The organism is Lutibacter maritimus (assembly GCF_900116115.1).
GTDB lineage: Bacteria > Bacteroidota > Bacteroidia > Flavobacteriales > Flavobacteriaceae > Lutibacter > Lutibacter maritimus.
In genome coordinates, this window is record NZ_FOZP01000007.1 from 98,317 (window position 1) to 119,608 (window position 21,292).

At 29.4% G+C, this 21,292-nt stretch carries 21 protein-coding genes; 7 read left to right on the forward strand and 14 right to left on the reverse strand.

Features of this window, described 5'->3' with window-relative positions; genetic code table 11:
- Nucleotides 1-5 precede the first annotated feature (5 nt).
- The 4 genes from ettA to aceB form a co-directional block, all read right to left on the reverse strand.
- Nucleotides 6-1,697 carry an energy-dependent translational throttle protein EttA gene (gene ettA, locus BM335_RS12150; RefSeq protein WP_090228123.1) on the reverse strand — a complete coding sequence of 564 codons (1,692 nt, stop codon included), beginning with the start codon at nucleotides 1,695-1,697 and terminating at the stop codon, nucleotides 6-8.
- A gap of 65 nt (nucleotides 1,698-1,762) precedes the next feature.
- Complete coding sequence (locus BM335_RS15760) at nucleotides 1,763-1,939, reverse strand: CAL67264 family membrane protein (RefSeq protein ID WP_090228127.1); 177 nt, start codon at nucleotides 1,937-1,939, stop codon at nucleotides 1,763-1,765.
- 130 nt (nucleotides 1,940-2,069) lie between these two features.
- Complete coding sequence (gene aceA / locus BM335_RS12160) at nucleotides 2,070-3,347, reverse strand: isocitrate lyase (protein WP_090228131.1); 1,278 nt, start codon at nucleotides 3,345-3,347, stop codon at nucleotides 2,070-2,072.
- A gap of 75 nt (nucleotides 3,348-3,422) precedes the next feature.
- Nucleotides 3,423-5,021 (reverse strand): malate synthase A, encoded by a 1,599-nt coding sequence (gene aceB / locus BM335_RS12165; RefSeq protein ID WP_090228136.1) that lies wholly within the window; start codon nucleotides 5,019-5,021, stop codon nucleotides 3,423-3,425.
- A 127-nt stretch (nucleotides 5,022-5,148) separates the two neighbouring features.
- Between aceB and BM335_RS12170 the strand changes: the two genes are divergently transcribed.
- The gene (locus tag BM335_RS12170; RefSeq protein ID WP_090228550.1) at nucleotides 5,149-6,618 is read left to right on the forward strand and encodes a helix-turn-helix domain-containing protein; all 1,470 of its coding nucleotides are present in this window, start codon (nucleotides 5,149-5,151) and stop codon (nucleotides 6,616-6,618) included.
- Here the strand turns inward: BM335_RS12170 and BM335_RS12175 are convergent.
- From BM335_RS12175 to BM335_RS12185, 3 genes are read right to left on the reverse strand one after another with little or no spacing between them, the layout of a single operon-like run.
- The gene (locus tag BM335_RS12175) at nucleotides 6,615-7,337 is read right to left on the reverse strand and encodes a pirin family protein (protein ID WP_090228140.1); all 723 of its coding nucleotides are present in this window, start codon (nucleotides 7,335-7,337) and stop codon (nucleotides 6,615-6,617) included. The genes BM335_RS12170 and BM335_RS12175 overlap by 4 nt on opposite strands.
- A gap of 2 nt (nucleotides 7,338-7,339) precedes the next feature.
- Nucleotides 7,340-7,777 carry a MarR family winged helix-turn-helix transcriptional regulator gene (locus BM335_RS12180; RefSeq protein WP_090228144.1) on the reverse strand — a complete coding sequence of 146 codons (438 nt, stop codon included), beginning with the start codon at nucleotides 7,775-7,777 and terminating at the stop codon, nucleotides 7,340-7,342.
- Between the two features lie 2 nt (nucleotides 7,778-7,779).
- Nucleotides 7,780-8,310 (reverse strand): NADPH-dependent FMN reductase, encoded by a 531-nt coding sequence (locus BM335_RS12185; protein WP_090228148.1) that lies wholly within the window; start codon nucleotides 8,308-8,310, stop codon nucleotides 7,780-7,782.
- A gap of 137 nt (nucleotides 8,311-8,447) precedes the next feature.
- Between BM335_RS12185 and BM335_RS12190 the strand changes: the two genes are divergently transcribed.
- The 4 genes from BM335_RS12190 (at nucleotide 8,448) to BM335_RS12205 (ending at nucleotide 12,122) form a co-directional block, all read left to right on the forward strand.
- Nucleotides 8,448-10,076, forward strand: a complete 1,629-nt coding sequence (locus BM335_RS12190; protein WP_090228151.1) for an acyl-CoA carboxylase subunit beta — start codon at nucleotides 8,448-8,450, stop codon at nucleotides 10,074-10,076.
- 10 nt (nucleotides 10,077-10,086) lie between these two features.
- Entirely contained in the window at nucleotides 10,087-10,983 is an 897-nt protein-coding gene (locus BM335_RS12195) for a hypothetical protein (RefSeq protein WP_090228156.1), read from the forward strand.
- Nucleotides 10,984-11,063: 80 nt separating this feature from the next.
- Nucleotides 11,064-11,780 (forward strand): YebC/PmpR family DNA-binding transcriptional regulator, encoded by a 717-nt coding sequence (locus BM335_RS12200; protein WP_090228160.1) that lies wholly within the window; start codon nucleotides 11,064-11,066, stop codon nucleotides 11,778-11,780.
- A gap of 9 nt (nucleotides 11,781-11,789) precedes the next feature.
- Complete coding sequence (locus BM335_RS12205; protein ID WP_090228164.1) at nucleotides 11,790-12,122, forward strand: hypothetical protein; 333 nt, start codon at nucleotides 11,790-11,792, stop codon at nucleotides 12,120-12,122.
- Here BM335_RS12205 and BM335_RS12210 read toward each other — a convergent pair.
- The 3 genes from BM335_RS12210 to BM335_RS12220 are packed head-to-tail and all read right to left on the reverse strand — an operon-like array spanning nucleotide 12,106 to nucleotide 15,195.
- Nucleotides 12,106-13,179, reverse strand: coding sequence for an AMP-binding protein (locus BM335_RS12210; protein ID WP_317041039.1), 1,074 nt, complete (start codon nucleotides 13,177-13,179; stop codon nucleotides 12,106-12,108). The two genes, BM335_RS12205 and BM335_RS12210, sit on opposite strands and share 17 nt — an antisense overlap.
- Nucleotides 13,180-13,198: 19 nt before the next feature.
- The gene (locus BM335_RS12215) at nucleotides 13,199-14,158 is read right to left on the reverse strand and encodes a CPBP family intramembrane glutamic endopeptidase (protein WP_090228167.1); all 960 of its coding nucleotides are present in this window, start codon (nucleotides 14,156-14,158) and stop codon (nucleotides 13,199-13,201) included.
- A 2-nt stretch (nucleotides 14,159-14,160) separates the two neighbouring features.
- The gene (locus BM335_RS12220) at nucleotides 14,161-15,195 is read right to left on the reverse strand and encodes an o-succinylbenzoate synthase (protein ID WP_090228172.1); all 1,035 of its coding nucleotides are present in this window, start codon (nucleotides 15,193-15,195) and stop codon (nucleotides 14,161-14,163) included.
- 70 nt (nucleotides 15,196-15,265) lie between these two features.
- On the opposite strand from BM335_RS12220, the gene BM335_RS12225 reads away from it, so the two are divergent.
- Complete coding sequence (locus BM335_RS12225; RefSeq protein ID WP_177219210.1) at nucleotides 15,266-16,174, forward strand: sterol desaturase family protein; 909 nt, start codon at nucleotides 15,266-15,268, stop codon at nucleotides 16,172-16,174.
- Nucleotides 16,175-16,232: 58 nt separating this feature from the next.
- Here the strand turns inward: BM335_RS12225 and BM335_RS12230 are convergent, their stop codons facing one another.
- Complete coding sequence (locus BM335_RS12230; protein ID WP_090228176.1) at nucleotides 16,233-16,604, reverse strand: TM2 domain-containing protein; 372 nt, start codon at nucleotides 16,602-16,604, stop codon at nucleotides 16,233-16,235.
- 39 nt (nucleotides 16,605-16,643) lie between these two features.
- Between BM335_RS12230 and BM335_RS12235 the strand changes: the two genes are divergently transcribed.
- Complete coding sequence (locus BM335_RS12235) at nucleotides 16,644-17,531, forward strand: hypothetical protein (RefSeq protein ID WP_090228179.1); 888 nt, start codon at nucleotides 16,644-16,646, stop codon at nucleotides 17,529-17,531.
- Between the two features lie 97 nt (nucleotides 17,532-17,628).
- Here BM335_RS12235 and BM335_RS12240 read toward each other — a convergent pair whose 3' ends face one another.
- The 3 genes from BM335_RS12240 to BM335_RS12250 form a co-directional block, all read right to left on the reverse strand.
- Nucleotides 17,629-18,309 (reverse strand): metal-dependent hydrolase, encoded by a 681-nt coding sequence (locus BM335_RS12240; RefSeq protein ID WP_090228183.1) that lies wholly within the window; start codon nucleotides 18,307-18,309, stop codon nucleotides 17,629-17,631.
- A gap of 109 nt (nucleotides 18,310-18,418) precedes the next feature.
- A complete protein-coding gene (locus tag BM335_RS12245) occupies nucleotides 18,419-20,689 on the reverse strand; it encodes a TonB-dependent receptor domain-containing protein (protein ID WP_090228188.1) in 2,271 nt (756 codons plus the stop codon).
- Nucleotides 20,690-20,888: 199 nt separating this feature from the next.
- Nucleotides 20,889-21,272 (reverse strand): hypothetical protein, encoded by a 384-nt coding sequence (locus BM335_RS12250; RefSeq protein ID WP_090228192.1) that lies wholly within the window; start codon nucleotides 21,270-21,272, stop codon nucleotides 20,889-20,891.
- Between the last annotated feature and the right edge of the window lie 20 nt (nucleotides 21,273-21,292).

Below are 21,292 nucleotides of genomic sequence, written 5' to 3' on the forward strand. Positions count from 1 at the left end.
AAATATTACCTAACCAACTTTTTATACTTAATACGTTTTGGCATTAAATCGCCACCTAAACGTTTTTTCTTATTTTCTTCATAATCTGTAAAAGAACCTTCAAAGAAATATACTTGAGAATCTCCTTCAAAAGCTAAAATATGTGTACAAATTCTGTCTAAAAACCAACGGTCGTGACTAATTACAACGGCACAACCTGCAAAATTCTCTAAACCTTCTTCTAATGCACGCAATGTATTTACATCTAAATCGTTTGTTGGCTCATCTAATAATAGTACGTTACCTTCTTCACGCAATGTCATTGCTAAGTGTAAACGGTTACGCTCACCACCAGAAAGTGTATTCACTTTTTTATTTTGATCACTTCCTGAAAAGTTAAAACGACTTAAATAAGCACGAGAGTTTACTTGTTTACCTCCCATTAAAATTAATTCTTGTTCATCAGCAAAGTTTTGCCAAATTGTTTTCTCAGGATCAATATTTGAATGACTTTGATCTACATAGGCAATTTTAGCAGTTTCACCTACTTTAAATTCGCCCTTATCAGGTTGTAATTCATTCATTATCATTTTAAAGATAGTTGTTTTTCCTGCTCCGTTTGGACCAATAACACCAACTATTCCTGCTTGTGGTAAATTAAAGTTTAAATCTTCATACAATAATTTATCACCAAATGCTTTTGAAACTCCTTTAGCTTCAATAACATTGGTTCCTAAACGTGGTCCGTTAGGAATATAAATTTCTAACTTTTCATCTAGTTGATTTTGATCTTGACTTAATAATTTATCGTAATTCGCTAAACGTGCTTTAGATTTTGCATGACGACCTTTTGGTGCCATACGCACCCATTCTAACTCACGTTCTAATGTTTTTTGGCGTTTTGAAGCTACTTTAGATTCTTGTGCTAAACGTTTTGATTTTTGATCTAACCAAGATGAGTAATTTCCTTTCCAAGGAATACCTTCACCTCTATCTAATTCTAAAATCCAACCAGCCACATTATCTAAGAAATATCTATCGTGTGTTACTGCAATTACGGTTCCTTTATATTGTTGTAAATGATGCTCTAACCAATGTACAGATTCTGCATCTAAATGGTTTGTTGGCTCATCTAATAATAAAACATCTGGCTCTTGCAATAACAATCTGCATAATGCAACTCTTCTACGCTCACCACCAGATAAATGCTTAATTGGTGTGTCGCCATCTGGGGTACGTAACGCATCCATAGCAATTTCAAGCTTTGTATCTAATTCCCAAGCATTTGAAGCATCTATTTTATCTTGTAGAATGGCTTGTTGAGCCATTAGCTTATCCATTTTATCAGCATCAGAATACACTTCTTCTAAACCGAACATATCGTTTATTTTGTTGTATTCATCTAAAATTGCAACGGTTTCTGCAACACCTTCTTTTACAATATCCATAACCGTTTTAGAATCATCTAACTCCGGTTCTTGCGATAAATAACCAACAGAATAGCCTGGTGCAAAAACAACATCGCCCTGATAATTTTTTTCAATTCCAGAAATAATTTTCAACAAAGTTGATTTTCCTGAACCATTTAAACCTAAAATACCAATTTTAGCTCCATAAAAAAAGCTTAAATAAATATCTTTTAAAACCGGTTTATTAGCACCTTGATAGGTTTTTGTTAAACCAGACATTGAAAAGATTACTTTCTTATCATCTGACATATGACTTTATATATTTTTATTTTAAACTATTAATTTTCAAAAATTTACATTTTTATTTTTGTAAGTTACACTCTACCTTTTAAGGCATTAAAAACCCAAGCAATGGCAAAAAAGCCAATTCCAACTGAAGCAAATCCCCAACCTGCAATATCATTATACCTAAATGCACCAAGTGCAATTAAAATAATTCCAACTATAATCATAATGGCTGTAGCCCAAGCTAATACAGTATTTTTATTCATTTTATATATTTGTTAATGTTAATATACTACTTTAAGAAATAAGCAGCCTACAAATATCGTAATTTATTGTTTATAATAAAAAAAAACGCTTTCTATAGGAAAGCGTTTAACTTAAAAGTAATTTATAATCTTAAAATTGAGCTACTTCTGTAGAATTTTTCATAGCTACAGTTGATGCTGTTCCACTGGTAACAGAATTTTGAATAGCATCAAAATAAGTAGTCCCAACAAATCCTTGATGTTTTACAGCTTTAAAACCTTTTTTTTGCAACTCAAATTCTCTTTCTTGTAATTCTGAATATCCAGCCATGCCTCTTTCTTTATATGCTTTAGAAAGCTCAAACATACTTGTATTTAAAGCATGGAAACCTGCCAACGTAATAAACTGAAATTTATAACCCATTGCTGCCAAATCTTCTCTAAAAGTTTCCATTTCAGAAACTGAAAGTTTAGCTGCCCAATTAAATGATGGAGAACAGTTATATGCTAACATTTTTCCTGGGTATTTAGCGTGAATTCCTTCTGCAAATTCTCTAGCAAACTCCAAATCAGGATTTGAAGTTTCCATCCAAATTAAATCGGCATAAGGTGCATAAGCTAAACCTCTGTCAATACCTTGTTTAATTCCATTATTCACATAAAAAAACCCTTCAGAACTACGCTCTCCGGTAATAAATTTATGATCTCTTGGGTCAATGTCACTAGTAATTAAATTTGCTGCATCAGCATCTGTTCTTGCCACAATTACTGACGGCACACCACAAACGTCTGCAGCTAAACGTGCTGCAATTAATTTATTAATTGCCTCTTGTGTTGGGACTAAAACTTTTCCGCCTAAATGTCCACATTTTTTTGCTGAAGATAGTTGATCTTCAAAATGCACACCAGCAGCTCCAGCAGCAATCATTGCTTTCATTAATTCAAAAGCATTTAAGTTTCCTCCAAAACCAGCTTCAGCATCTGCAACAATTGGTACTAAATAATCAATTTTTTGTGCTTCATTATTTACACACTGAATTTGATCTCTGCGCAACAATGCATTATTTATTTTTTTTACAACTGAAGGAACACTATTAGCAGGATACAAAGACTGATCTGGATACATTTCCCCTGCCAAATTAGCATCAGCTGCAACTTGCCAACCACTTAAGTAAATAGCTTCTAAACCAGCTTCAACTTCTTGTATTGCTTGATTTCCGGTTAAAGCACCTAAACCAGCAACAAAATCTTGACTATTTAATCTTTTCCATAAGATTTCTGCACCTCTTCTTGCAATTGAATGCTCAATTTGATAGGAACCTTGCAGTTTAACTACTTCAGCAGCAGTATATGGTCTTTTAATTCCTTTCCACCTTACGTTTGTTTCCCAATCTGTAATTAATTGTTGGATTCTTTCATTAGTTTTCATAATTTTGGTTTGTATTTAATTTTTATAATTAACTATTAAGTCACCCTTTAATTTCGCGGTTTTTGGGTGATTTTTTTATATATACTTATATGCTTTTAAGGTTAAAAATTCTTGAAATTCTTCAGATATTACCATTGAGTCAAATAGTTCTATTGCCAATTTAAATTTTCCTTTTTCAAAACTTTCTTTACCTATCATTCGTTTTATTATTTCAATTTCGCTTTCTAACAATTCAATATATAATTCTATATTAAAAGTTCTTCCATCTTCTAATTTTGAATTATTATGAAGCCATTGCCATAATTGAGTTCTAGAGATTTCGGCAGTAGCAGCATCTTCCATTAAATTATATAAAGCTGCAGCGCCATTTCCTGAGAGCCAAGATTCCATATAAAGAATTCCAACATTTATATTTTTACGAATTCCATTTTCAGTAATTGTTCCTATTGGCTGTTCTACTAATTGAGTTTCTGTGATATTTAAATCATTTCTTTTGTTATTAATTTGATTTTTATCAGGCATATATTTATTAAAAACTTCCATAGCAACACTTACTAAGCCAGGGTGCGCAACCCAAGTACCGTCATGTCCATTTTTTGCTTCTCGCTCTTTATCTGCAAGTACTTTTTCATAGGCAATTCTATTAGCTTCTTCATCATTTTTTACAGGAATTTGAGCTGCCATTCCACCAATTGCGTGAACATTTCGCTTATGACAACGTTGAATAACGCGTAAAGAATAAGCTTCCATAAAAGGTGATGCCATTGTAACCTGATCTCTGTCTGGAACTACAAAATTATTATGATTTCTAAATTTTTTGATATAAGAAAAAATATAATCCCAACGACCACAATTTAAACCTGCCATGTGCTCTTTTAGTTCATAAATAATCTCATCTATTTGGAAGCTTGCTGTAATTGTTTCAATTAAAACCGTTGCTTTAATAGTTCCTTGCGAAATATTTAAATGGTTTTGAGCAAAAACAAAAACTTCATTCCACCAACGTGCTTCTGTATAATGCTCTAATTTTGGTAAGTAAAAATATGGCCCCGAACCATTTTTAATCAATTGTTTTGCATTATGAAAAAAGTACAAACCAAAATCTACCAATGAGCCTGAAATTTCTTCACCATTTATTAAAATATGTTTTTCATTTAAATGCAATCCTCGTGGTCTTACCAATAACGTTGCTGTGGTATCTTGTAATTGATAGTCTTTTCCATTTTCATTTGTAAAAGAAATTGTTTTATTTATGGCATCTATTAAATTTTGCTGACCTTCCATATTATTTTTCCATGAAGGCGAATTACTATCTTCAAAATCTGCCATAAAAACTTTTGCGCCAGAATTTAAAGCATTAATAACCATTTTTCTTTCTACAGGACCAGTAATTTCAACTCTTCTATCTAACAAATCATTTGGTAGCGCAGCTGCTACCCAATTACCTTCTCTAATTTTTTTAGTTTCGGAAGGAAAAGTTGGAAAATTTCCATTATCAAAAACTTTTTGTTGTTGGTTTCTTCTCTCTAAAAGGTCTAACCTTTTACCATTAAATTTTTCGTGTAACTGTACTAAAAAATCTAATGCCTCGTTTGTTAAAATTTCATTGTAATAATTTTTTACTCCTTGAGCAAATGACAATTTTAATATTGCCGTTTCATCAAAATTTTCCATGACTTAATTGTTTTATACTGACAAACATAGAAAAAAGTTTTTTACAAAACAAGCGAACGTTCGCTATTTATCAAAAAATAATATATTTTTATTATTTCGCTAAAAAACATACATTTGTTTTATGAATATAGAAGAAGAGTACATTCGATTAATCTTTGGATTGAAGTTAAAGCAAATTAGAACAGAAAAACATTTGTCTTTATTTGGGCTTTCTAAACTTACAAATATCTCAAAATCATACCTTAATGAGATTGAGAAAGGAAAAAAATATCCAAAAACCGATAAAATTGCGTTGCTATCTCAAGTATTGGATGTTCCTTATGATAATTTAGTTTCTTTGAAATTAGATAAAAATTTAGCGCCTTTAGGTGAAATATTACAATCTAAAATTTTAAAAGAAATTCCTTTAGATTTGTTTGGAATTCAGGAAGCTGATCTAATTGATATTATTTCAAATGCACCCGCCAAGGTTAACGCATTTATTAGCACTTTAATTGAAATAGCCCAAAATTATAACTTATCGAGAGAAAGTTTCTTTTTAGCCGCCTTACGTTCTTACCAAGAGGCACATAATAATTATTTTGAAGAAATTGAACAAAGTGTAGAAAAGTTTGTTAAAGCATACCAAATAAATCAAAAGGAAAAAATTAAATCTAGCGATTTAGAAGAAATTTTAGTAGAAGAGTTTAATTACAATATCATTGAAAATGGATTAGCAAATTACAACAATTTAAATGAAATAAGATGTGTTTATATTCCTAAAACAAAAACATTATTATTAAGTAAATCAATTGATGAGTCACAAAAAACTTTTATTTACGCTAAAGAAATAGCCTATAATTATTTAAAACTAAAAGAAAGATTGTACACTTTTTCTTGGATTAAATTTGAAACTTTTGATCAGGTACTTAATAATTTTTTAGCTTCTTACTTTGCTGGAGCTTTAATAATTCCTAAAAATGCTATTGAAAAACAATTAAAAAAGTTTTTTAAATTAGAAAAATGGAATAGCGAATTATTTAACGATATGATTTATAAGTTTACAGATTCACCAGAAACATATTACCAACGTTTAACTAATATACTACCAAAAACTTTTCATTTTAAAAATTTATTCTTTTTGCGCTTTACAAATAAAAATAATTTAAACCGATATAAATTATCTAAAGAATTACACATCACTCAACAACAACCACCAACTGCCAATGAAACTCATGAGCATTATTGCAGAAGATGGATATCAATAGATTTGCTTAATAAAGTACAGAAAAATGAGGTAACCACGGGAGTTCAAATATCTGAATATCCAGACAATGAATTAAAATATTTAGTTATTTCAAGCGCAACACCTGATCCATTTAAAGAAAATCACAACAGAAGTGTTAGCATCGGTTTATTAATTTCTCCTTTGCTAATAAGTAAACTAAATTTTTTAAACGACGAACAAATAATAACAAAAAAAGTGGGTGTTACATGTGAACGCTGCCCAATTACATCATGTGAAGTAAGAGTTTGCGAAGCAATTGAGTTGCAAAAAAAAGCAGAAAATGAAGCTATTGCAAAAACAGTACAACAAATTATAAAAGACTTTTCTTAAAAATTCATAGGCACTTCAACAAAAAGTAATTCTGAATTTTTAATAGCTTTAAATTTTACACTATTAGTTTTATAAAAACCAATAGCATCACGCTTTTTTAAATTTTCATTTTCAATTAAAACTTCACCACCAATTACCATTATATACACCCCATGATTTTCGGTTTTTAATTGATAGTCGAAATCAGCATTTTCACTTAAATCAATTCTTGAAATTTTAGCATCTTGATGAATTTTTAAAACATCATTAACTTCATCATCTATTGAAGAAACCAATAATTGCAATTTATTTTTTCTTTCATTAGCATCAAACTTCTTTTGATCATATCTTGGAGTTACATTTTGTTTATTAGGAATTATCCAAATTTGAAATAAATTAATAGCTTCGTGTGGTAAATTGTTCATTTCAGAATGCATTAAACCACTTCCTGCCGACATTACTTGAACTTCACCTGTTTCAATGGCAATCCATTTATTACTCATAGAATCTTTATGTTTTAAACTACCTTTTAAAGGAATTGTAATAATTTCCATATTATCATGCGGATGTGTTCCAAAACCCATTCCACCACTAATAATATCATCATTTAAAACTCTAAGTGCACCAAAATTTATCTTATTTGGATCATAATAATTTGAAAAACTAAACGAAAAATTTGCTTTTAACCATCCATGATCTGCCGTTCCTCTTTCATTTGCTTTAAATACTTTTGTTTTCATAATTAACGTATTTTATCTAAAAGTTCATTTAATTGTTTAGCCTCCTTTTCAGAAATTTTATTGATATACTTATTAAATTCATCCATATTTATTTCATTTAACAATGCTAAACCTTTCTCATTAATTTGAACATAAACAACCCTTCTATCATTTTCACATCTAACTCTCTCAATAAATCCTTTATCACACAATTTATCCATTAATCGAGTAGAATTTGGCGACTTTTGAATCATTCGCTCTTTTACCGTACTCACAGTAATTGCTTCTTTAGCTCCTCTTAAAATTCTTAAAATATTATATTGCTGTTCTGAAATATTATATGGTTTTAAAAAAGTATTTCCCAAAGTATCTAAAAAATTGGCAGTATATTTTATATTCAACAATGCTTTTACATTCTCATTTGGGAATGTTGAATTTATTTCTTTTGAAAAATCACCCATAACTATAAATTATTTTCAAATTCAATAATCAACTTTTGAATTGCCAACTTTAGTTCTGAATTTTTAACTTCATCTTCCTTAAAATTATCATGAAAAGATGGAAATGATAAATTACCCACAATTTTGGCCCCGTGAAATGGAAATCTGGCTAATGCAATTTCTAAAACAGTTTGACCTCCTCTTGCTCCAGGAGATGTTGCCAATAACAACATTGGTTTATTTCTCCAAACTTTCCCCTCAATTCTAGATAACCAATCAAAAGTGTTTTTAAAGGCCGAGGAATACGCACCATTATGCTCTGCTAGTGAAATTACAAAACCATCAGCTTTGTCAAAAATTGAATTTAATTCAATAGCTTTATTTGGAAAACCATTTTCAGTTTCTTCATCAACAGAAAACAAAGGCATTTTAAAATTGTTTAAATCAAGTTTAATTAATTCTACATTATTAATTAAGCTGCCTACATATTCAGCCAATTTCTTATTAATTGAGTTTGTACTACTGCTGCCTCCTATTGTTATAATTGACCTCATACATACTTTAGTTTAAAATTTTATACAAACATATAAAAAAATATTTTATTTACCTAGGTATATATTACCTTGTTATATTTTTAAGGATTATTTAACATTCATTTCGTACTTTAGCAAGACTAAATTTTATTCAAAAAATGGACATCAGCTTCAATAAAAATGAAGATTTTAACAAACTTCAACTTTCCGAATTAAAAAACAAACTATTAAAAGTTTATAAAGGTGGCGGAGATAAAAATATAGAAAAGCATAAAGCAAAAGGGAAACTAACTGCTAGAGAACGAATTGATTATTTATTTGATGCAAAAAGTGAATCGATTGAAATTGGAGCTTTTGCAGGTGATGAAATGTATAAAGAGCACGGTGGCTGTCCATCTGCAGGTGTTGTTGTTAAAATTGGTTATATAAAAGGAAAACAATGCATTGTTGTAGCAAATGATGCCACTGTAAAAGCAGGTGCTTGGTTTCCAATCACCGGCAAAAAGAACCTACGTGCTCAAGAAATATCTATAGAAAATAAATTACCAATTATTTATTTGGTGGATAGTGCTGGCGTTTATTTGCCAATGCAAGACGAAATTTTTCCAGATAAAGAACATTTTGGGCGTATTTTTAGAAATAATGCCATTATGAGTAGCATGGGGATTACACAAATTTCAGCAGTAATGGGAAGTTGTGTTGCCGGTGGCGCTTATTTACCAATTATGAGCGATGAAGCTATGATTGTTGATAAAACTGGAAGTATATTTTTAGCAGGAAGTTATTTAGTAAAAGCTGCTATTGGCGAAAGTATTGATAATGAAACTTTGGGAGGCGCAACAACACATTGTGAGATTAGCGGAGTTACGGATTATAAAGCGTTAGATGATAAAGATGCTTTAGATAAAATTAAAAGTATTATTGGTAAAATTGGCGATTATAACAAAGCGGGTTTTAACAGAATAAAAGCAATAAGCCCAACAAATACTATTGATGATATTTTTGGAATTCTTCCAGCCTCGCGATCTGAACAATATGATATGCGTGAAATCATAAAACGTATTGTTGATAATTCTACTATTGAAGAATACAAACAAGATTATGGAAAAACCATTATTTGTGGATACGCCAGAATTGATGGTTGGGCAGTAGGTATTGTTGCAAACCAACGAAAAGTAGTTAAAAACGCCAAAAAAGAAATGCAGTTTGGTGGCGTTATTTATTCCGATTCAGCAGATAAGGCAACAAGATTTATTGCGAATTGCAATCAGAAAAAAATTCCGTTAGTATTTTTACAAGATGTAACTGGCTTTATGGTTGGCAGCAAAAGTGAACATGGTGGCATTATAAAAGATGGCGCAAAAATGGTAAATGCAGTAAGTAATTCTGTGGTTCCAAAATTTACAATTATTATAGGGAACTCTTATGGCGCTGGGAATTATGCTATGTGTGGTAAAGCGTATGATCCGCGTTTAATTGTTGCTTGGCCATCAGCACGATTAGCAGTTATGGGTGGCGAACAAGCTGCTAAAGTTCTATTACAAATTGAAACGGCTTCGTTAAAAAAGAAAGGAGAAAAAATTACTCCAAAAAAAGAACAAGAAATTTTACATTCAATCCAACAAAAATATGATGCACAAACCTCACCATATTATGCTGCAGCAAGGCTATGGACAGATGCAGTAATTAATCCTTTAGATACTAGAACATGGATAAGTTTGGGTATTGAAGCTGCTAACCACGCTCCTATTGAAAAACAATTTAATTTAGGTATAATTCAAGTTTAAAAAAAATGCTATGAAAAAAATTATTACAATTCTAACCTTTTTAGTAACCCTTAACGGATTTTCACAAACAAACAATACAAATATTAAATTAAAACAAAAATATATTTCTTTAAAAGGTTATAAGGCATTATTTGGAAAGAGTTTAACTAAAGAAGACTCTCTGCTTTTTGTTATACATAAAAGCGATACTTTAATACCTTTTCCAGACGACAACACTCAGCTAAAAGGCGTTAAAGTTAAGTATGTTGAAAAAGATTCAGTGTTTTTAGACATTTATGAAGATATTGTATTTAAAAAATATTTTTATAATCAAAAAAGTAGTACCAGCCATCTAAAAATGAGATATTGGAAAGATGAAATCAAAATCTATTTCGCCAATAATATAGATGCTGAAGTCAAGAGCGCTTTAACAAAGTTTGCTAACTATTTAAATAAAGAAGTAGATTCTTTAAAAATAAGCTATACAGATACTATTAGTCATTCAAATTTTATCATCTATAATTTCAATTCTAAAGATGACAAAAAATATGATGAAAGAATCAAAGATTTTTATAATGATTACTATATTAGTTGGAAAGGGAATCAAAGAATTTATGATTGTAAATTACAATTAAATTCAAATTATTATAAGGATAAGAGTGATTTTATAAGTGCAACAAAAATCTTGTTCTTAAAATCATTAGGACACTTAAATTTCACTGACTTATTACCTAAAGAAAGCTATTTATCCTCCCATTATTCCAACACTAAAGAATTCACAGAAAAAGATTTAGAAATTTTAAAATACCATTACTCATACGGAATATGTAAAGGTACTGATTTAAAAACATTTCAGGAACAACACAAAAGAGCTAAACAAGTTTTAAAAGAAACAGGAATGCCTTATTATATTATTCAAACGTATTAAATTTTCAAGTATAAAAGTGTTGTAAATGAATTTGGTAATATTTACATTTGCATCACTAAAAATAAAACTATTTTAATATTATGGGAAGAGCGTTTGAATTTAGAAAAGCACGAAAAATGAAACGTTGGTCTGCAATGGCTAAAACATTTACCAGAATTGGTAAAGATATTGTTATGGCGGTTAAAGAAGGTGGGCCTCATCCTGAAAGCAACGCACGTTTAAGAGCTGTCATTCAAAATGCTAAGGCTGCAAATATGCCTAAAGACAATGTTGAAAGAGCTATTAAAAAAGCAAGCGACAAAGATACAGCAAACTATAAAGAAGTTTTATTTGAAGGTTACGCACCTCACGGAATTGCAATTATTGTTGAAACTGCAACTGATAATAACAACAGATCCGTTGCTAATGTAAGAGCTGCTTTTAATAAATGTGATGGTAATTTAGGAACTTCAGGGTCTGTAGTATTTATGTTCGATCATACGTGTAACTTTAGAGTTAAAACAGAAGATTTAAAAATGGATTTGGAAGATTTTGAGCTAGAATTAATTGATTTTGAAGTTGAAGAAGTTTTTGAAGATGAAGATGGAATTTTAATTTATGCACCATTCGAACAATTTGGAGCAATTCAAAAATTTTTAGAAGAAAATAATTTAGAAATACTTTCATCCGGATTTGAACGTATTCCAACAACAACAACCAAACTATCAGAAGAACAACAAGCTGATGTTGAAAAATTATTAGAACGTTTAGAAGAAGATGACGATGTGCAAAACGTATATCACTCTATGGAAATGTAATAAAGAAAAATGTTTTTAGCTGGCAAAAAAACTTCTGAATTAAAATTTGAAACTCCAAAGGAAGTTTTATGCCCTAATTGCAATAAAAAAAATACTACAAAAGTTTCCGTATTTGGTATTTATAAACATTTATTACACATTCCTTTTTTATCTGGAGGAAAATTTGGAAAATCTGTTTGTGTAAGCTGTAAACACGAGTATGAATTAACAACTATGCCAAATTCTATAAAACTGGCATATTACGAATTAAAAGAAACTGTAAAAACACCTATTTGGTTTTATGCAGGTTTAATTGCAATTAAAACATTGGTGCTCATTAAAATTTTTAGCAAATATTTTTAAGTAATTTTAAAGTTTCTTTCCTATTGATTTTTTGAGTTGGCGTTTCAATAAATTTTGATATAAAGTAAATTTCCTTAGGTTTTTCAAACTTTGATAGTGAACTTAATTGCTTCACTTTTTTTGTTAAATTCAAATTTGATGCTCCTTCAATAATTAAAACTAATTTTTCACCTAAAACAGCATCAGAAATTCCTGTTATAAAAAATCGTTCGTGAATAATTTTAGAAAGTTTTTCTTCAATTTGCTCAGGAATTAATTTAATACCTCCAGAATTTATAATAGAATCATACCTACCTAACCATTTAAATTCTGTTTCTGAAATTAATTCAACCAAATCATTTGTTAAAATTTTTTCATCACAAATTTTTGGAGCATCAATTATTAAGCAACCTCTATCATCAGTTGAAAGTATAATATTTGGAAGTGTTTTATAACTTGATTTATCGACTTCACCCAAAATGACATTTAAATTATTCAATTTTTTAATTGCAATATGCGTAACGGTTTCTGTCATTCCATACGTTGCAAAAATTTCAGTTTTTAACGGTTGAATTTTTAGCAATAAATCATTAGAAACCACCCCACCACCAACAATTAGCTTTTTAATTTTATGAATATTTTTTAGTGAATTTGAAACCTGCAACGGCACCATTGCCGAAAAATCATACTCTTTATTTATAATATTTAATGGAGAAGAAGTTGGTTCAATAATATCCAGCTGCCAACCTAACGTAAGTGCTCTTACCAACATCATTTTTCCAGCAATAAAATTAACAGACATACATAATAAAGCCGTAGTGTTTTCAAACAAATTAAAAAATTCTCCAGTAGCTTTTGCACTGTTTATCATATGCTTTTTTTGAAGCTGAATTACCTTAGGAGTTCCTGTAGAACCGGAAGTTTTTACTTCAATAATTGTAGATTCATTAAACCAATTTTCTAAAAATTGAGCAACATCCATAGAAATTGTTTTAGAAAACAACAACAATTCATCAACAGAATTAAATGATTTTCCTTGTAATCTAAAGTCTTTATGAAAATTGTTTTCTATTATCAATTCTTAAAGTTTTTGGCAACTATGCAATAAATTCTTCTTCTTTTAATTCAATAGGTTTCATAACTGTTCCAAACAATTTTTCTTTCCAATTTGTCCAACCATATTTAGTTGAAAAAATATATAAAACTATTGGATATAAAACCAACACAGGCATAAACATTTCCCAACCAACCGAAGGTTCTGAAGTATCAATTAACAGCGCATCTGTCTGGAAAACTGTCCAATTAGCAGTTACCAAAACTGCTGCAACAATATTATTTGCTGCGTGAAACCCTAAAGCAAGTTCGGTTCCTTCATCCATCAAAGTAAAAATCCCTAAAACTAAACCAGTTCCAATATAGTATACCATACTTATCCAACCCAACTTTTCTACTTCAGGATTTAAACCATGTAATAAGCCAAAAATCACCGATGTTAAAATTAAAGCAACAAAAGATTTTTTAAACCAAGTTCCAAAACCTTGCATTAAATAGCCTCTAAACAAAATTTCTTCCATACTTGTTTGAATTGGCAAAAACAGAAATGAAACTACTACTAAAATTGCAAAAGAAACGGGTTTAAAATTCCAAATAAAATTTTCTGGCTCTAAATAATAACTGATACCAATCATAATTACACCAATTACAGCCCAAAGTCCAAAAGCATAAAAAAATCGGTTCCAATCAATTTTATTTCGACTTGTAATTACTGAAATAATTTTACGCTTATGAATGAATTTTATTCCTAAAAACAATGAAATTAAACCGCCTAAAAAAGTTAATATTACTAAAAACAAGTATAAGTTAGAATTTATTCCTAATGATGTAAAATTATTATTTGCTGCTGCTAAAAAAGTTTCAAAATCTCCAGCATAATAAAAAGCTACTCCAATTAAAGGAATTACGGCTATAAATTGCCACCCAAAAAATAATAGTATAATAGTTACAAAATAGGCCCACCACTGGTTCTCTCCTTTATATGCTTGTTGAATAAATTTCATATTTATAAATTAAATTTCCAATTTTTTAAATTATTATACTTTAAATGACCGTTTTCAACTTCTAACGGACAATCAAAATTATTGGTAAATAAACCGCCAGTTCCTAAACCTTGAGGCATTTTATTACCTAAAATATACGTCCATTGTGCAATGGCATTTAAACCAATATTACTTTCTAAAGCCGATGTTATCCACCAGCCAATTTGTTGTTTTTCTGCCAAATTTATCCACTCTTCACTTCCTTTAAAACCACCAACTAAACTAGGCTTTAAAATTATATACTGCGGATTTATTATTTGTAGCAATTCTTGCTTTTTTGTTACATCAAAAATGCCTATTAATTCTTCATCCAACGCAATTGGTAAAGGTGTTTTCAAACATAAATCAGCCATTTCATTTATTTGTCCTTGCTTTATTGGTTGTTCAATAGAATGGATTTCAAAATCCGCTAAACGTTTTAATTTCTCTAAAGTTTCGTTTGGTTTAAAAGCTCCGTTTGCATCCACTCTTAATTCAATTTCTTTTGAAGAAAAATCTTTACGGATACTTTTTAATAAAGAAAGTTCCGTTTCAAAATCTATAGCTCCAATCTTCATTTTAATGGTTGAAAATCCTGCTTCTAATTTATCTGAAATTTGTTGCTTCATAAAAGCTTCGCTTCCCATCCAAATTAAGCCGTTAATATTTATCGCATCTTGTGATTTAGTGAATTTTGATGAAAATAATTCAAACATATTTTCGCTTTTTAGCAATAATAATGCTTGTTCCAAACCAAATTGAATGGAAGGATATTCCATTAATTCTTCCAATAAAAACTCTTTATTTTGATGAATGTTTTCACACAACCAGTTTAATTTATCTTCGTAATCTGTTCTATCATCACAACTTAGTCCTCTAAACAAACCACATTCACCAATTCCAATTTTATCATTTTCAACCAACTTTAAAAAAAATGTTTCTTTGGTATGTAAAACACCACGAGATGTTCCACTTGCCTGTTTAAAATTTAGAATATATTTTTGAAAACTTGCTTTCATTTTTGCTTTAAAATTGAAAGGTACAAATATTTAAAAATTTATTTTATATTGGACTATAATTATATTTTTTATGGAAATTCCACAGATCCCAAATTTAATTTATTACGCAATACCATTTTTTATAGTTACAGTTATTTTTGAAAGTATTGTTTTGTACAAAAAAAAACCTAAAAACTATAATATTAAAGACACGTTTGCTTCGTTGACAATGGGAATTGGAAACGTGTTAGTAAATTTACTAAGCAAATTACTGGTAGTTTTTATCATTACATTTTTATATGAAAACTTTAGATTTACTACAATACCGTTTGTTTGGTGGAGTTGGCTATTAATTTTATTTGCTGATGATTTTTGTTATTATTGGGCACATAGAATGGGACACGAAAGTCGTTTTTTTTGGGCATCACATATTGTGCATCATTCTTCCCAAAAATATAATTTAAGCACCGCTTTACGTCAAACTTGGACTGGTGGATTTTTTACTTTTGTATTTTATTTAGCATTACCATTGTTAGGTTTTCATCCATTAATGATATTTACACAAATGAGTATTAGTTTGTTATATCAATATTGGATTCATACAGAATTAATTGATAAAATGCCAAAATGGTTTGAAGCCGTTTTTAACACGCCATCACATCATAGAGTGCATCACGGAAGTAATCCGTTATATTTAGATAGAAATCACGCTGGGATTTTTATTATTTGGGATAAATTATTTGGAACGTTTCAACCTGAATTAAAGGAAGAAAAAGTGATTTACGGATTAACTTCAAACATTGATACTTATAATCCAGTAAAAATTGCTTTTCACGAATGGATGGCTGTTTTTAAAGATGCTTGTTTAGCAAAAACTTCACTTGTAAATAAATTAAAATATTTTATAAAACCACCAGGCTGGAAACATGATGGTACTGGTTTATTATCTGATGATTTAAGAAAAGAATGGTTATCTTCCAAATCAATAAAGAATAAATAGATATAAAAAAAAGAGAAGTAATTTACTTCTCTTTTTTTATGATAATATGTATTAATATTTAGAAAAAATCAGCTTTATAACTTCCATTGTGTGGTTTGTAATCTCCAGTAATAATTCTAATCATATCTATTATCCACCAGATTCCAAGACCTCCTAAAGTAATTATAAAAAGTACATTTATATACCAAGGATTGCCTAAATACCACTTATGCCCTGCTAAACCTCCTAATAAAATACCTAAAAGTAAAGCAATACCCTGACTCTTTTCTGATCCAACAGCGGCTGGAGAAACTAAAACCTCTGTTGCTGAAGTTTTATTAACTTGCGAAGAATTTTCAAATGTTGCAACTCTTTTAACAGGAAAAGAAGCGTAGCTGAAGCTTGCGATTAATAAGAATGATACTAATGATAAAATAATTTTTAATTTCATAACTTTTAATTTTAAGTTTGTAATCAAATCTAATAAAAAATGTTTAAAAATAATAAATACTTTCTTTTTATTTTAACCTTGTTGTTACTTAATACTGAAATTTATAGCCAAAGTGAACAAGAATATTTAGGGGTTATTAAATTAAATGATTCATCATTTATTTCTTACAGATTAAACTTATTAGAAAACAATAATTTAATATCTGGCTATTCAATAACAGATATTGGTGGTGATCACGAAACTAAATCTAACATTAGAGGAACCTATGATAACAAAACCAATATTTTATCTTTTAAAGAAATAGGAATTGTTTATACCAAATCTGAAATCTCTGATTATGATTTCTGCTACATCCATTTTAAAGGAAAAGTAAATAGTGTAGATTCTAATAAAAACATAGAAGGTAAGTTTAATGGACTTTATAATGATGGAAGTACTTGTATAAATGGCGAAATTAAACTTAGAAACATTCAAAAAATTGAAAAAAGGGCCGAAAAAATTGATAAATTAATTCAGAAATCAAAACAAGTAGACAAAACTATTAAATCTACTATAAGTGTAGCTCAGACTTTAGATTCATTAAAAATGAACATTCTAAAACCAAACCAAAATTTAACAATGTTTTCAAATTCTAGTAAACTAGAATTAAAAATTTATGATGCTGGAAAAGTTGATGGTGATAAAATTAATGTGTACGTAAATGATACTATTTTTTTAAGAAATTATGTGGTAAGTAAAAAAATAAAACAATTAACAATTCCTTTAAAATCAAAATTAACAAGTATTAAAGTTGAAGCATTAAATATTGGTACTATCTCACCAAATACTGCTAAAATAGAAATTATTGATCAAGAAAATAATATTAATACATTAACTCATTTAAAAAAAGGAGAAAAAACATCTATAACAATTGTTAAAAATAATTAGTTCTTTTTCTAAACTAGTTGATATTCAACTTTTAAATCTAATATTTCAATTGATCTTAAGTTTTTACATCTTTTATTTAAACCAAAATAACCTAAACTTAGATTTTAATATTTCCACCTATTGATAATAAATATAATTCCTTTTTTGCTTTTGCAAATTTCTCATAAGCTTCTTTATGATCAATTTTTATATAGCCAAACGTATCAAAATGCACTCCTAAAACTTTGTTACAACTTAAAAATTTACTTGCCTTTATGGCTTCATCAATTCCCATTGTAAAATTATCACCAACTGGTAAAATGGCTAAATCTAAATCGCCAATTACATCTGGAATTAATTTCATGTCGTACGTTAAAGCCGTATCTCCAGCAATGTAAATTCTATGATGACCAGTTTCTAAAACAAACCCTCCCGGTTGTCCACCATAACTTCCATCTGGAAAAGAACTTGAATGAATTGCGTTTGTATAATGTAGTGTTCCAAAATCGAAATGCCATTTTCCTCCGTGATTCATTGGATGTCCTGCAATTCCTTTATTTTCAAAATACGTTACAATTTCATAATTAGAAATTACTTTGGCTCCAGTTCTTTTTGCAATGGCTTCTACATCTAAAATATGATCTTGATGCGCGTGTGTAATCAAAATATAATCGGCTTGCAGATTGTCAATATCAATATCTTTCGCTAATTCATTTCCAGAAATAAATGGGTCTATTAATAAGGTTTTATCTTTTGTTTCTATACTTAACGTTGCGTGTCCTAAATAGGTTATTTTCATTTGAAGAAGATTTTATAGGTTTACTGCAATTTAAAAAATATATTTCATAATAAAACCACAGAAAGCGAACTTTCTGTGGTTAACAAACAAACAAAATAAGTATCTAATATTAAAATTGATACTTGCAATACGTTGTAAAATTTCTACCAGGTTCGTAAATTTTTCCTGATAAAATATTTGAATTACTATAAGAGAAGTTTAAATGCTCATAATATGTTTTATCAAAAATATTTAATACTGCAAAACCGATAGAGAAACCTTTAAATGGCTCTACACCTGCTCTAAAATCAAGTGTTCCAAAACCTGGCGTTTCTTCTTCCATAAATGAAGGTGCAATTTTAGCTTGTTTAGCAACCAACCTTGAACTTAGTGCAAACCAATAATTATCATCTTCAAATTTAGCACCCAAATTTGCCATAAAAGGCGGAATGTGTGCTAAAGGCTCATTTAAATCTTTGTTTTCAGCTTGTGTATAAGACACTTCTGAAGAAAAACTTATTTTATCAGAAGCTTTATAGTTAAAAGAAAATTCAAAACCAGTTTGAGTTGCTTCATCAATATTAATAAATTGCTTGGCAACTACCGGAGGTGTTGTTGGCATAAATTTTCTAGGAATATCAGAATTAACTACAGGAATAATATAATCTGACAAAAACGAATGGAAAAAAGTTGCGCCAATTTGTATAGTTTCAAACTTTTTAAGTAATGAAAGTTCTAATTGTGTATTAACCTCTGGCTTTAAATTAGGATTACCTACATACTCATACGGATCAACACCAACTGAAAAATGGTTGATAAAACGCTCTATCATTGAAGCTGTTCTTACACCTCTACCAATTGCAAACTGCGTTTGAAATCCGTTTTTTTGATACTTTATAGAAGCATTTGCACTGATATTTGTTTCAGTTTGATCATCAATATTTCCACCATATAATGCTTCAAAATCGGCTTCTGGGTCATCTATAGACGCTGAAATAAAATCGGCTCTAACACCTGTTGTAACCGTTGTATAATTGTTAATTTTAAAATTACTTTCTGCAAACACACCAATATCATTTACACTTGCATCTTGCCAAATTTTATCGGTAAAAACTTTAGGAGTTGGTAACATCATGCCATTCATCATTTTCACAATTCGGGTTCTATCACCTTTTCTATCCACTAAGTTTGCATCAATACCTGTATAAATCCTTACATTATCACTTGGTGCAATAACTAGTTCAGTTTTCCCTCCATACGTCCAAGATTCTACTGGAGATTGCGAATCTGTCATGTTAAAATTTGGTCGATTTTCATTGGTCATTAAATGATCTACATACGAATAAAAAACCTTTAAAGTAAAACTGTTAATTTTATCAGATAGTTCTTTTATTTTATAATCAATTCCAGCTAAAAAACTATCGTCATAAGGTGAATCCATAGGCAAACCAGCGTGGTCAATATCGCGACCAAAAGATTGTCTCCAACTGAATTGCAAACGTTGTTTTTCTGTTGGATTTATTCCCACTTTTAATGAATAATCTGTTGTTTTAAATGATGAAGGAACTTCTGTTCCATCTCCATCTTTATAATCACCAAAATCACGATACGAACCATTTAAATACACATCATATTTATTAGCAACATACAACGCCGAAGCTCCTGTAACTAAATTATCTCCATTGGTTTCATAACCTCCTTCAACACTTCCGTGAAATCCTTTTTGGTCTTTTGTTGGATTTTTTGAAACTAAATTGATAATTCCCCCAAAATTTTGTCCGAAACGTACCGTAAATGGGCCTTTTATAATTTCAATTTTTTCAATTTCTTCAGGAATAATGTGCGTGGTAATAGGATCCATTCTATTTGGACACGCGTTTAACACTTTCATTCCACCATCATATTGCACATTTAATTGCTCATATTTAAAAGAACGGAAAACTGGTTCTGAAGCATACGCTCCTTTTTTTGTAATACCAAAACCACTAATATCTTTAAATAAATGTCCCACACTACGAGGTTGACTAATACGCTTTTCAGTCTCATTAATTACTGTAGATTGTGAAATATCTTGCAAAGGATTAGCGGCTACAATTATTTCATTTAACTCTATTTGAGTTAGTTGTAATGGTATTGTTATTTGGTTTTGTAAATTTGTGATAATGGTTTTATAACTGATATGCGATACTTCAATTTTATCGCCAATTTCTGCATTTAATGTAAATTCTCCATTAGAGTTAGAAATAGCTAAAACATTGTTTTTCAAAAGTCTAATAGTTGCATATTCTATTGGAGATGCCGTTTTTTCATCAATAATTTTTCCTGAAACTTTTGTGGCTTGAGCGAAAGAAAGTATTGATGTAAATAATACTATTATAGTTAGAAGTATTTTATTTTTCATTTTTAATTTTAAATTGTTGAGTAATTTACTGCTGATTCTTACTAATTAAAATAACTAATTAGCAAGCTTATAAACTGAGATTTTAGGTGTTTAAAACCCACAACATTGTTAGCTATTATTTTGTTTTTCAACAAATTAAAGCACGTAATAATGTTTCAAAAAACAATTATTTTTTGAATTAAATAAACACGTAAAAAAATTAAGAAATTACTTGAGGTGGTTTAAAAACAGATTTAAAAAAATCTTGTGAAGTATAACTACCAAAATAAGATTTTTCAAAAGATACCTCTTTAAAATCTTTTAATTGGTAAGAATATTGATCTAATGGACTTACAGGATAATCATCAAAATTAATTTGAGGAATTGTTGATTTGTGTTCATGATTGTCATGATTTACCTCCTTTAATTGTTTTTGTAAATAACATTTACCGTTACACTCTAAATAAGGCTTGTCTTTATTTTCACAAAGTACTGTAGCAATATAATTGTAATTAGCATAGTATTCCATTATTGGAACTAACGGACGCACCATTGCCAATAAATACAATAAGTAAAAAAATATGCCTAATACTTGATTTTTCATTAAACCTCTCAATAAAAGAC

What these genes read in the sequence shown, in the direction of transcription:
- BM335_RS12240 (WP_090228183.1), bottom strand. Translation starts at nt 18,309, where the DNA reads ATGAAAATAACCTATTTAGGACACGCAACGTTAAGTATAGAAACAAAA.
- BM335_RS12185 (WP_090228148.1), bottom strand. Translation starts at nt 8,310, where the DNA reads ATGAGGTCAATTATAACAATAGGAGGCAGCAGTAGTACAAACTCAATT.
- BM335_RS12245 (WP_090228188.1), bottom strand. Translation starts at nt 20,689, where the DNA reads ATGAAAAATAAAATACTTCTAACTATAATAGTATTATTTACATCAATA.
- BM335_RS12230 (WP_090228176.1), bottom strand. Translation starts at nt 16,604, where the DNA reads ATGAAATTAAAAATTATTTTATCATTAGTATCATTCTTATTAATCGCA.
- BM335_RS12175 (WP_090228140.1), bottom strand. Translation starts at nt 7,337, where the DNA reads ATGAAAACAAAAGTATTTAAAGCAAATGAAAGAGGAACGGCAGATCAT.
- BM335_RS12200 (WP_090228160.1), top strand. Translation starts at nt 11,064, where the DNA reads ATGGGAAGAGCGTTTGAATTTAGAAAAGCACGAAAAATGAAACGTTGG.
- BM335_RS12180 (WP_090228144.1), bottom strand. Translation starts at nt 7,777, where the DNA reads ATGGGTGATTTTTCAAAAGAAATAAATTCAACATTCCCAAATGAGAAT.
- BM335_RS12190 (WP_090228151.1), top strand. Translation starts at nt 8,448, where the DNA reads ATGGACATCAGCTTCAATAAAAATGAAGATTTTAACAAACTTCAACTT.
- aceB (WP_090228136.1), bottom strand. Translation starts at nt 5,021, where the DNA reads ATGGAAAATTTTGATGAAACGGCAATATTAAAATTGTCATTTGCTCAA.
- ettA (WP_090228123.1), bottom strand. Translation starts at nt 1,697, where the DNA reads ATGTCAGATGATAAGAAAGTAATCTTTTCAATGTCTGGTTTAACAAAA.
- BM335_RS15760 (WP_090228127.1), bottom strand. Translation starts at nt 1,939, where the DNA reads ATGAATAAAAATACTGTATTAGCTTGGGCTACAGCCATTATGATTATA.
- BM335_RS12235 (WP_090228179.1), top strand. Translation starts at nt 16,644, where the DNA reads ATGTTTAAAAATAATAAATACTTTCTTTTTATTTTAACCTTGTTGTTA.
- BM335_RS12215 (WP_090228167.1), bottom strand. Translation starts at nt 14,158, where the DNA reads ATGAAATTTATTCAACAAGCATATAAAGGAGAGAACCAGTGGTGGGCC.
- BM335_RS12250 (WP_090228192.1), bottom strand. Translation starts at nt 21,272, where the DNA reads ATGAAAAATCAAGTATTAGGCATATTTTTTTACTTATTGTATTTATTG.
- BM335_RS12205 (WP_090228164.1), top strand. Translation starts at nt 11,790, where the DNA reads ATGTTTTTAGCTGGCAAAAAAACTTCTGAATTAAAATTTGAAACTCCA.
- aceA (WP_090228131.1), bottom strand. Translation starts at nt 3,347, where the DNA reads ATGAAAACTAATGAAAGAATCCAACAATTAATTACAGATTGGGAAACA.
- BM335_RS12195 (WP_090228156.1), top strand. Translation starts at nt 10,087, where the DNA reads ATGAAAAAAATTATTACAATTCTAACCTTTTTAGTAACCCTTAACGGA.
- BM335_RS12225 (WP_177219210.1), top strand. Translation starts at nt 15,266, where the DNA reads ATGGAAATTCCACAGATCCCAAATTTAATTTATTACGCAATACCATTT.
- BM335_RS12220 (WP_090228172.1), bottom strand. Translation starts at nt 15,195, where the DNA reads ATGAAAGCAAGTTTTCAAAAATATATTCTAAATTTTAAACAGGCAAGT.